The sequence below is a fragment of the Baekduia sp. genome (assembly GCF_035996765.1).
Taxonomy (GTDB): domain Bacteria; phylum Actinomycetota; class Thermoleophilia; order Solirubrobacterales; family Solirubrobacteraceae; genus Baekduia.
The window spans coordinates 21,609-31,586 of record NZ_DASYJG010000020.1; the positions used below are offsets into that span (position 1 = coordinate 21,609).

Consider the following 9,978-nt stretch of genomic DNA (forward strand, 5'->3'; position numbering starts at 1 on the left):
GGTGTAAACCGTGCTCTCCGCTCGCCGGCGGGCGCCTGATCGTCGTTGACGCCATCGACCGCAACGCCACCAGCTTCTACGAGCACTATGGCTTCACGCGCTCCCCGAGCATCGACGTCTCTACGGCAAGGTCACCGATCCGCGAGCACGGGGACCTCTTTCCGGCGCTCTTCGACGTCGACATCGCCCGAGACCTCGGACGCGACCCCACCACGTTCACGCAGACCGACGCTTAGGTCTTCAAACCCGGACGTCGATCCGGGCGCCCGTCCGTGCGGGCTGATGCCTGGCGGCCTCGCCGGCCGTGTCGTCCTGGGGCGCCGAACCCGCGCCGGAGCCCGGCTTGGCGGATGCGATCGCCGCCTTGGACTCACCGTCGTCGGCGTGTTCGAGCGCTTTAAGGAACTCGCCGTCGACGAACGGGTTTGTGGGCTTGGCGAAGGTCCGGGTGATCAGAACTTCGGCCAGCGACGGTGCTCCATGCGGGGTGCTGGGCGAAACGGACATGGTCAAAGCGCCATCGACCTCTCACCCGCCACCTTGAGCGCGTCCAACCGATTCTGGACGCCAGTAGGGTCCTGCGGGCGAGATGCGGGAGCTCCTCACCAAGCCGCTGCTCGTCGTGACCGGGAAGGGCGGGGTCGGCAAGTCGACCGTCGCGGCCGCGCTGGGCATGGCGGCAGCCGCCCGCGGACGGCGGACGATCGTGGCCGAGGTGGCCGCGCGCGACGACATCTCGCGGGCGTTTGCCCCCGGCGCCGTGCCGGAGGGCCAGACGTTCGTCGAGCGCGACCTCGGCGCCGGGCTGCACCACATCTCGATCGACCCCGAGTCCGCGCTGGAGGAGTACGTCAAAGATCAACTCCCGAGAGGGGTCGCCGATCTCCTCACCGCGTCGCGGATGTTCTCCTACCTCGTGGCGGCGACGCCGGGGCTGCGGGAGCTGCTGACCGTCGGCAAGGTCTGGGAGCTCGCACAGCCCGACCGGCGCACGCCGGGCGCCCATCCATATGACCTCGTGATCCTCGACGCCCCCGCCACCGGCCACGGCGTCGCGGTGCTGACCGCGCCCGGGACCTTCTCCGATGCGGCACGCATGGGACCGATCGCGCGCCAGGGCGCCATCATCCACGGGATGCTCGCCGACCCGGAGCAGACGGGGATCGTCGCGGTGGCCACCGCCGAGGAGATGCCGGTCAACGAGACCTTGGCGTTGCGCGACGCATTGCGCGACGAGCTGGACCAGCGCTTCGCGGCGGTGGTGGTCAACGGCGTGCTGCCGACCCGCTTTCGGCGCGCGGACGTGGCGGCGCTGGAGGCCGTGGGTGGGGGCGGCTCGCGCGCGGTGCGCGCCGCGCGGGCCGAGGCGGCGCGTGCCCGGGCCCATCGCGCACAGGTCGCCAGGCTGCGGCGCGGCGTTTCGGGCGTCGAGCTGCGCACGCTGCCGTTCGTCTTTGACCACGACGGCCTCGGCGGCGACGCGCTGGCGCGGCTGGGCGAGGAGCTGGTCCGGTGAGCGACCTCGTGGCACGGCTGGAAGGCATGCGGGTGGTCGTCTGCGCGGGCTCGGGCGGGGTCGGCAAGACGACGACGTCGGCGGCGATCGCGATGGGGCTGGCGGCGCGCGGGGCCCGGGTCTGCGTCGTGACGATCGACCCGGCGCGGCGGCTGGCCGACGCGCTGGGCATCGAGCAGCTCGGCTCCGAGCCGCGACGCGTCGACGACGAGCGCTTCGCCGGCCATGGCATCACGATCGAGGGCGAGCTGTGGGCGATGATGCTCGACCCCAAGCGCACCTTCGACGAGCTGATCGAGCGGCTGGCGCCCGATGAGAAGACGCGCGACGAGATCCTGGCCAACCGGATCTACCGCGAGCTCTCGGGCGCCGTGGCCGGGTCGCAGGAGTTCACGGCGGTGGCCAAGTTGTACGACTTGGATCGCTCCGGCCAGTTCGACGTGATCGTGCTCGACACGCCGCCGTCGCGCAACGCGCTGGACTTCCTCGACGCGCCCGACCGGCTGACCGGCTTCCTGGAAGGCCGGGCGCTGCGGCTGTTCCTGGCGCCGTCGGGGCTGGCCGCGAAGGTCGTAGGCCGCGGGACGAGCGTCGTCTTCGGCGTGCTGCGCCGCGTGACCGGCGTGGACCTGATGAACGACCTGAGCGTCTTCTTCGCCGCGCTGAGCACCGTGCTCGACGGCTTCCGCGAGCGGGCGGCCGGCGTCAAGGCGCTGCTGGCCGACGGTGCCACGGCCTTCATGATCGTGACGTCGCCCGAGCGCGAGCCGGTCGAGGAGGCGATCTTCTTCGGCGGCAAGCTGCGGGAGGCGGGGATGCCGTTCGGCGGTCTGGTCGTCAACCGCGTGCACCCGCTGGCCGAGGACGGCGACGAAGCGGTCGACGAAGCGGTGATCGCCGCCGAGCTAGGCGGTGACGCGGCCCTGGCGCGCAAGGTCGCGCGGACGCTGCGGGAGTTCCGCGTGCTCGCCCACCGCGACGCGCGCGCTGTGGAGCGGCTGCAGCGCGAGATCGGCGACCAGGACCCGATCATCGTCCCGCACCTCGACGGCGATGTGCATGATGTTGACGGGCTGGTGCTGGTGCACCGCCATCTGTTCGCGGAGGGTGCTGAGCGAAGCGCGCTGCTGAGCGAAGCGGCGTTTTGAGCGCTGGGCCGCCGCTCGCGGTCATCGCCTGGCCGTTCGAGCACGGAACGCCGGACATCGGGATGGGCGCTGGTGCCGCGCTGCTGGCCGGCGACGCGACGCTCCACGAGGGCCTGAGCGCCGCCGGTTGGGCGCCGACCGTCCAGCGGATCCTGGCGGCCGACCCGGCCGTCGGCGAGGTCACGCGGCTCTTCGACCTGCTGCGCGCGCAAGAGGCGGCGGTGCGCGAGGCGCGGGGCCGTGGCGCCTTCCCGCTCATCCTGGCCGGCGGCTGCATCAGCGCGACGGGCACCGTGGCGGGCTGCGGCGCGCAGGGCGCCGTCTGGCTCGACGCCCACGCCGACTTCGACACGCCCGACGACAACGTGAGCGGGTCGATGGACGTCATGGCGCTCTCGATCCTCTGCGGCTCGGCCTGGCCCGCGCAGCACGCGACGATCGCCAACGCGGTCGCTCTCGCTGAGGATCGTGTCGCGCTGCTGGGCGTCCGCGACCTCGCCGATTACCAGCGCGACCGCTTCGCAGCCAGCGCGCTGCGCACCGTGCCGGGCGCCTTCGACGGTTGGGCCGCGACGGCCGCGATCACCGCGCTCCCGCAACGGCTCTACCTCCACGTCGACCTCGACGTCCTCGACACCGCGGTCGGCCACGCCAACCGCTTCGCCGCCCCCGGCGGCCCGTCGCTGGAGACCGTCCTGGCCGCCATCGACACGACGTTCGACCACGCGACCGTGCTCGCCGCGGCGCTCACCGCCTACGAGCCGGCCGACGACGGCGACGGCAGGATCCTCGACGCGGCGCGCACGATCGCGCGCCGGATCGCCGAGCGCGCGCTCGCCCAGCGCTGATCGGCGGTTCGGCGGCGGGTGCTGCGAGGTGCCGGCGGCGCTCAGTGCGGAGCGCGTGGGTGCTGCGCAGGGTGGTTGAGGGCGGCGAAGGAGTGAAGCGCAGCGAGGGCACCGGCGCCCAGGGTCGTCCGCCAGCCTCAGGGCGCGTGATCTTTGGTGAGTGAAATGAAGGGCACCTAACCCGCGTATATCGCGGGTTAGGTGTGCTCCATGTTCCTCACCAGTCTGGGGGCGCAGTTCAGGCTTCGCACACGTGCCGGCCCGGCGCCTGCGGCACCCGCGCCTCGGCGCCGACGGACGACCCCGGACGCGGCGCGCTGCTCATCACGCTCACTCCTTCGCCGCCCTCAACCACGCCCGCACCACCACACCGGCCGCGCTGAACGCCACCCACGCCCCGCACGGCCGCCGTCAAACCGATTACCGAAGGGCTAAACCACCGTGCGCTGGCGGTGGTCCTCTTCGGCCAGCATCTCATCGGCGACCGCGCGGAGGTCGGAGTCGAGGTGGCCACAGAGGACGTCGCGCAGCAGCGCGCGCAGCCAGCCGGTGAGCTCGTCGACGAGGTGGACGAGCGCCTGGTCCTCGGGCGCGACGCCGGCGACGACCGAGCGTTCGAGCGCGACGAGGTGCGCGATGCGCTCGGTCACCTGCGCACGGGACTCGGGCAGCGCGCAGAGCGCCGCGACGCGGCCGGCCAGGCGACCGGTCTGCGGGCCCTCGGGCTCCAGCAGCGCTCGCAGCGCGAGCAGGATGTCGGTCAGCGCCTCGGACGGTCGCGGGCGGTCGTTGGCCAGCTCGAAGCGCCCCAGCGCCCACGCCAACTCACCGCTGCGCGGCGTGCGGCGGCCGATCAGCGACAAGAACGCGCGCAGCTCGTCCTCCTGCTGGACGGGGATCACGCAGACGCCCCGCGGCTCGGCGCCCGCGGCGATCGCAAACGGCTGCCAAGCGCTGCCGCCGGTCCGCGTCCAGGCGGTCCGGGCCAGCACGATGCCGGCGGCGTCATAGAGCCGCAGGGCGGTGAGCAGGCGCCGTAGCCGGACCTGAGCGTGGCGCAGCGGCGCCTCGTCGCCGGGCGCGGCCTCCCAGGTCAGACGGGCGAGCACGGTCTGGTGGCCGTCCTCGCGCTCGCGGCGGGCGTCGGCAGGCGCGCCCTCGCAGGCGTCGGCGCGCACGAGCGTCAGGCCGTCGCCGAGGACGATCTCGTCGGACATCAGCGCCAGCCCCATGATCGGCGCGACGACCTCGGTCAGCGCGCGGCCGTCCATGACGAGCCCCTCGAGCTCCTCGTAGGCGCGCGCCAGCCGGTCTGCGGAGAGCGCGAAGTCGCCGCAGTCCTCGAACGTCCGCGTCAGGAAGTGACGCAGAGCCTCTTCGGCGCGGGCGCGGGGCTGGGCGGGAAACTGCGACTCGCCGCGTGCGACGAGGTAGGCGTCGAGGCCGCCGCATGCCGCGAGCGCGTGCACGGCCGGCGCGTAGGAGGCCAGGCGCCCGAGGATCGAGAGGCGCTCGTCGATGAAGCTCGCGGTCAGCGGGCGGTAGCAGTACAGCGGTGCCTCGCGGCGGCTGCCCCCGAGCTCGACGACCTCGAACGGGACCTCGGCGCCATCGGCCGTGTCGGAGGCGAGCTGGAAGGCGGCCTCCTCGGCGAAGGCGGCAAGCGCGGCATGCAGCTGGCGGTTGCGCATGCCGGTCGGGTTCGTGCCGGGCCACCGCTGTCCTCCATGGCGCAGGATGCCTTGCAGCCCGTCCGGGCGCCGTGCACGGTTCTGCAGCTTTTGCGCGCCGAGGCCGTGCAGAGCCGCGTTCACGTCAGGAACGGGAAGGGGCGACGCCGAAGACCGGGTCAGCTGATGTCCCGCCGTACTGCCGTCGCGTTCGTCCTGGCCGCTCTTCTCGTGGTCCTGCCAGCCCGCGCCCAGGCAACGACGACCGGCGGGACGTCCTACCCAAGCTCACCACACGGCGGCACCGCGGCACAGGCACAGGCGTCCTCCGAGGCGCCTGTGCCGACCGCGACCTCCACCGCGCCCGCGAGCACCACCGCCCCGGCGGGAACCGTCACGCCACCGGCGACGGTCGGCGCCGATGGCCTCGCCGTCGCCCCCACCGGCGCACCGGCCCAGGTCGTCGCCCTGATCGCAGCCGGCAACGCCATCGCGTCGTTGCCCTACAAGTACGGCGGCGGCCACAAGGCCTTTGACGACAGCGCCTATGACTGCTCGGGCTCGGTCTCCTTCGCGCTGCACGGCGCCGGCCTGCTCGACATGACGCTCGATTCCACCGGCCTCACCCACTGGGGCCAGGCGGGCCCGGGGGCGTGGATCACGATCTACGCCAACAAGGTCCACACCTACCTCATCGTCGCCGGCCTGCGCTTCGACACCAGCGGCCAGAAGAAGGCCGGCACCCGCTGGCAGGCCGCGCCGCGCAGCAACCGCGGCTTCAAGGTCCGGCATCCCGTCGGGTTGTAGCCCGCGCGGCCACCCGGCTCAGGCACCGGCGGCGCTGCCGCCGGGGACCGCGGAGCCCTTGCGCACCGCCCGCACGTAGAGCGCGGCGGCCGAGGCCTTCGCGGTGCCGCTGCCGGTCCGCGGCGTGAGGCGGTAGAGGCCGGGGCGCTTGAGCGCGACCGCCGCCGTGAACCGCGCGCGGCGCGGGCGGATCGTCGTCGTGGCGACCTTGCGCCACTTGCCGTCGCTGCCCTGTTTCTCGACGGTCACGACGACCGGCGCCAGCGGCCGGACGGTGCCCGAGACCGCGAGCGAGCGGCCGGCCTTGACGCGCGTCGTCCGGGCCTTGGCCGACAGGGCCGCCGTGCAGCCGACCTGGACGCCCTCGGTCGCCGCGGCGGTCGAGCCGGTCACCGCCGCCCGTGCACGGACACGGCCCGCCGCGCGCCAAACCACCGACGCGGCCCACGCGCCGTCGTCGCCGGTCTGCGTCCGCGCGACCGTCACCCATCCGCTCGTGCCCTGCTTCTGGATCAGGACGCGCTGGCCGGCGACCGGGCTGCCATCGCCGCGCTTGAGCGCGCCGGTCAGCGCGAGCGCCTCGCCGTAGACGACCGACGTCGCCCCCGGTGGATCCATCGTCAGCGCGACCGTGGCGACCGGGGTCGCCGGCGCGATGGCTGCCGCGCGGGTCCGAAGCTCAGGCAGCTGGCCGTAGAGCGCGGTGCCTGGGCACTCGGTCGCGTCGCCGTCGCGATGGCCGCAGATGCGCTCCAGCGTCACCGGCGTGCCCGACTTGTAGCGGTTGAGCTCGCCGCCGCCCGAGGTCAGGACGATCTGCCCCGTCACCGGCGCGCCGTGCAGCGGCAGCTTCCACGCGATCAACCGCGCGAGCGCGTCGAGCGCCACGTCGGTCTGGCCCACGTCGGTGAAGGTGCCGATGTTCGCCACGCCGGTCGAGTGCCTGTTGTAGCCCTGGGCCTGAGCGCCGATGACCGCTTGGTCGATCCCGCCGGCGCGCCCCTCGAAGATCTGGCCGTACTTGTCGACGACGAAGTTGTAGCCCAAGTCGTTCCAGCCGTTGGTGTCGCGGTGGTACTTGGCCATCGCCAGCACGATGCCGGCGGAGTCCTGCGGGCCGTAGTCGTTGGCCGACACCGTGTGGTGGACGAAGGCGACCTGCACGTCGCCGTAGCTCGGCGCGGCACGCGGCTTGACCGTGTCGCCGCCCCAGGCAGCGCGCGCGATGATCGCCGGTTGCGCGCCCGCCTGCGCGGCGTGTGCCACGGCGGCCGTGGCCCGCGCCCCACGGCGCTTGGCGGCCGCCGGCACGGCGACGAAGTGCACCTGCAGCCCGCCACGCGGCCGCTGCGCCGCACGCAGCTGCAGCTCGTCGGCGCCGCCCGCCCAGACCGGGTCCGACGCGTGCGCGCCGGTGCCGGTGTCGGGCCGGTGGTGATGGCCGGCGCCGAGCGGCACCCACGGGCTCCACGCGCCTTGCTGCGGCCGCACGCGGACCTCCAGCCCCAGGGCCGCGCGGCCCTCACCGCGCACGCCGAGCAGGTCGAAGCGCGCCGGCGCGTGCAGCACCGCGGTCCGGCCGCGGGCGTCGAAGTCGGACCGCGCGACGGTCAGCCCAAACGAGCGCGGCGCGGCAGCGCCACGCGCCCACGCCGACGGGACGGCACGGGACAACGAGGAGGACAGGCCGGCGGCGGCACCCAGCGTGAGGGCACGCCGCCGCGTAAGCGACGGGGCGTCCAAGCGCCTCACAGTAGCCACGCCCTGCGCGCTCGCAAGGCCTGCAGGCTTCCGTGCTGCACGGCGCAGGGACCCATCGGTCCATCAACCCGGCGATCTCATCAATGTTGCGAATGAGACCGCAAGTTCCGGGACACAAGGGCGTTACAGCTTGTGACCTTCTCGACACAGGACGCACGGGGTACGCGCCTGGAAAGAGCAAGAGGGCGGCGGGCGAAATCCCGCCGCCCGCGCTCTACCTGATCAGGCCAGCGCGGCCGCGACGACGACGGGCGCGTCGTCGGCACCGCACTCGCCACCGAGCCAGCGCGCCCCGTAGGAGCGCATGTCCTCGATGATCGGCAGCAGCGCCTCGCCCTTCGGCGTCAGCGCGTACTCGACCCGCGGCGGAACCTCGCCGAAGGTCTGCCGCGCGACGATGCCCTCGTCCTCGAGCGCGCGCAGACGCAGCGACAGCGTGCGCGGCGAGATGCCGGCCAGCGACCGCTCGAGCTCGCAGAAGCGCGAGTGTCCCTCTGCGAGATCGCGGATCAGCAACAGCGTCCACTTCCCGCAGATGACGTCCGCCGTCTGGCAGACCGGACATGTGGGATCTACGGGCATGCGCCCATAACTATACCGACTGAAGTGACCCTGCCAGTGGGGCTAACCGCCCAGCAGGTTGCCCAGCGGATTGTTGCTGGAGCTCGACGGCTCGGCCGTGATCTGGCCCTCCGACGGCTGCACGAGCACCCACCCGGTGCCCTGGAAGCCCATCTGAATCGACTCGCCCGAGCCGCGACCCATGAGGTTCTTCATCTTGAAGTCGGTCTTCATCGAGGTCGTCACGCCTTCGGACCACGTGATCGCGGCCTGCGCGTCGGCGAAGGTCGGCGCGCCGGCGACGTTGAGCAGGACGGGCGGGCCGTCGGAGAGGATCGCGACCCAGCCGGTGCCCTTCAGCGAGGTGTTGTAGAGCCCGCCGCCCATCATGGAGCTGGCGCCCTGGACGCGCTCGATGTCCCAGTCGATGTCGGCGTCGAACGCGAGCAGGTTCGGCCCGTTGACCGTGATCTTCTCGCCCTCGAGGTAGATCAGATGGACGTCCTGGGCGTTGTCGGCCAGGAAGACCTCGCCGCTGCCCGAGACCTTCATCAGGCTCTGGCCCTCGCCGGTGACGGCCTTCTTGAGCATCCGGCCCATTCCGCCGGAGCCCGCGTGCTCGAAGGTCGCGTCGCCCTGGTAGGCGACCATCGACCCGAGCTTGGCCTGGATCGTGTTACCCGACAGCGACACCTTCAGCAGCTTGGAGTTCTGCAGGGTGAAGCCATCGCTGGACTGCGTCTCGTTGTACTGCGCCAGTGTGGTCTGCATCGGCCACCAGCGTCGCGGAACGGTGCCGCTCCGGCAAGGGTGGCTAGCCGTACGACTTAGCGCAGAACCGAGCCCTGCTGGGGCTCGCCGCGCTGGTCCTCAGCCTGGGTGAGGTCGTCCATCGTGGTGCCCTTGCGGCCGTCGGCGGCGACCAGCAGCTTGAAGTCGTGCGGCGAGGACGCGAACTGCATCGCCTCGTCCATCGAGATCCGCCCCGCCTTCAAGTGATGGAACAACGCCTGGTCGAAGGTCTGCATGCCGTAGTAGCCGCCGTCGGCGATGACCTCGGGCAGGCGGCCCGTCTGCTGCGGGTCCATGATCATGTCCTTGACGCGGCCGGTCATGCGCAGCACCTCGCACACGGCGACGCGGCCCTTGCCGTCAGACGTCGGGACCAGGCGCTGGGAGACCGCGCCCTTCAGCGTGCCGGCGATCATCGCGCGCACCTGGTTGTGCATGTGCGGCGGGAAGAACTCGATCAGGCGGTTGATCGTCTCCGAGGCGTCCACGGTGTGGACGGTGGAGAAGACGAGGTGGCCGGTCTCCGCCGCGCTCAGCGCGGTCTGGACGGTCTCCTCGTCGCGCATCTCGCCGATCAGGATCACGTCGGGGTCCTGGCGCAGCACGCGGCGCAGGGCGCGCTTGAAGGACGCCGTGTCCATGCCGACTTCGCGCTGGTTGATCGCAGAGCGTTTGTCGCCGTGCAGGAACTCGATCGGGTCCTCGATCGTGACGATGTGGCGCGAGCGGGTGGAGTTGATGTGGTCGACCATCGCGGCGAGCGTCGTCGACTTGCCCGAGCCGGTCGTGCCGGTCAGCAGGACGATGCCGCGCTCCTCCTCGGCGAGGTCGCGGATGACCGGCGGGAGGTCGAGCTCCTCGATCGTCTTGATCCC

10 protein-coding genes are annotated in these 9,978 nt (G+C 72.4%); 4 read left to right on the plus strand and 6 right to left on the minus strand.

The window, feature by feature from the left end:
* Window positions 1-240 precede the first annotated feature (240 nt).
* Window positions 241-507: a hypothetical protein gene (locus VGO10_RS04070; protein ID WP_327465422.1), complete on the minus strand. Its 267-nt coding sequence runs from the start codon at window positions 505-507 to the stop codon at window positions 241-243.
* Between the two features lie 82 nt (window positions 508-589).
* On the opposite strand from VGO10_RS04070, the gene VGO10_RS04075 reads away from it, so the two are divergent.
* From VGO10_RS04075 to VGO10_RS04085, 3 genes are read left to right on the plus strand one after another with little or no spacing between them, the layout of a single operon-like run.
* A complete protein-coding gene (locus tag VGO10_RS04075; RefSeq protein WP_327465424.1) occupies window positions 590-1,516 on the plus strand; it encodes an ArsA family ATPase in 927 nt (308 codons plus the stop codon).
* A complete protein-coding gene (locus VGO10_RS04080) occupies window positions 1,513-2,664 on the plus strand; it encodes an ArsA family ATPase (RefSeq protein WP_327465426.1) in 1,152 nt (383 codons plus the stop codon). The genes VGO10_RS04075 and VGO10_RS04080 overlap by 4 nt, the downstream gene beginning before the upstream one ends.
* Window positions 2,661-3,512, plus strand: a complete 852-nt coding sequence (locus VGO10_RS04085) for an arginase family protein (RefSeq protein ID WP_327465428.1) — start codon at window positions 2,661-2,663, stop codon at window positions 3,510-3,512. Before VGO10_RS04080 ends, VGO10_RS04085 begins: the two co-directional genes overlap by 4 nt.
* Before the next feature lie 431 nt (window positions 3,513-3,943).
* Here the strand turns inward: VGO10_RS04085 and VGO10_RS04090 are convergent, their stop codons facing one another.
* Window positions 3,944-5,326 carry a hypothetical protein gene (locus tag VGO10_RS04090; RefSeq protein WP_327465430.1) on the minus strand — a complete coding sequence of 461 codons (1,383 nt, stop codon included), beginning with the start codon at window positions 5,324-5,326 and terminating at the stop codon, window positions 3,944-3,946.
* A gap of 42 nt (window positions 5,327-5,368) precedes the next feature.
* On the opposite strand from VGO10_RS04090, the gene VGO10_RS04095 reads away from it, so the two are divergent.
* Window positions 5,369-5,989 (plus strand): hypothetical protein, encoded by a 621-nt coding sequence (locus VGO10_RS04095; protein ID WP_327465432.1) that lies wholly within the window; start codon window positions 5,369-5,371, stop codon window positions 5,987-5,989.
* Between the two features lie 18 nt (window positions 5,990-6,007).
* Here the strand turns inward: VGO10_RS04095 and VGO10_RS04100 are convergent, their stop codons facing one another.
* The 4 genes from VGO10_RS04100 to VGO10_RS04115 all read right to left on the minus strand — a co-directional run.
* The gene (locus VGO10_RS04100) at window positions 6,008-7,732 is read right to left on the minus strand and encodes an N-acetylmuramoyl-L-alanine amidase (protein ID WP_327465434.1); all 1,725 of its coding nucleotides are present in this window, start codon (window positions 7,730-7,732) and stop codon (window positions 6,008-6,010) included.
* Window positions 7,733-7,972: 240 nt separating this feature from the next.
* Entirely contained in the window at window positions 7,973-8,332 is a 360-nt protein-coding gene (locus VGO10_RS04105; RefSeq protein WP_327465436.1) for a helix-turn-helix domain-containing protein, read from the minus strand.
* 42 nt (window positions 8,333-8,374) lie between these two features.
* Entirely contained in the window at window positions 8,375-9,082 is a 708-nt protein-coding gene (locus VGO10_RS04110; RefSeq protein WP_327465438.1) for an AIM24 family protein, read from the minus strand.
* A 56-nt stretch (window positions 9,083-9,138) separates the two neighbouring features.
* Window positions 9,139-9,978 (minus strand): type IV pilus twitching motility protein PilT (locus VGO10_RS04115; RefSeq protein ID WP_327465440.1); only part of this gene is annotated, 840 nt, incomplete at its 5' end.

Bases quoted from the DNA above. Each gene is read 5' to 3' on its own strand.
- VGO10_RS04070 (WP_327465422.1), bottom strand. From the start codon at position 507: ATGTCCGTTTCGCCCAGCACCCCGCATGGAGCACCGTCGCTGGCCGAA.
- VGO10_RS04075 (WP_327465424.1), top strand. From the start codon at position 590: ATGCGGGAGCTCCTCACCAAGCCGCTGCTCGTCGTGACCGGGAAGGGC.
- VGO10_RS04095 (WP_327465432.1), top strand. From the start codon at position 5,369: ATGTCCCGCCGTACTGCCGTCGCGTTCGTCCTGGCCGCTCTTCTCGTG.
- VGO10_RS04105 (WP_327465436.1), bottom strand. From the start codon at position 8,332: ATGCCCGTAGATCCCACATGTCCGGTCTGCCAGACGGCGGACGTCATC.
- VGO10_RS04110 (WP_327465438.1), bottom strand. From the start codon at position 9,082: ATGCAGACCACACTGGCGCAGTACAACGAGACGCAGTCCAGCGATGGC.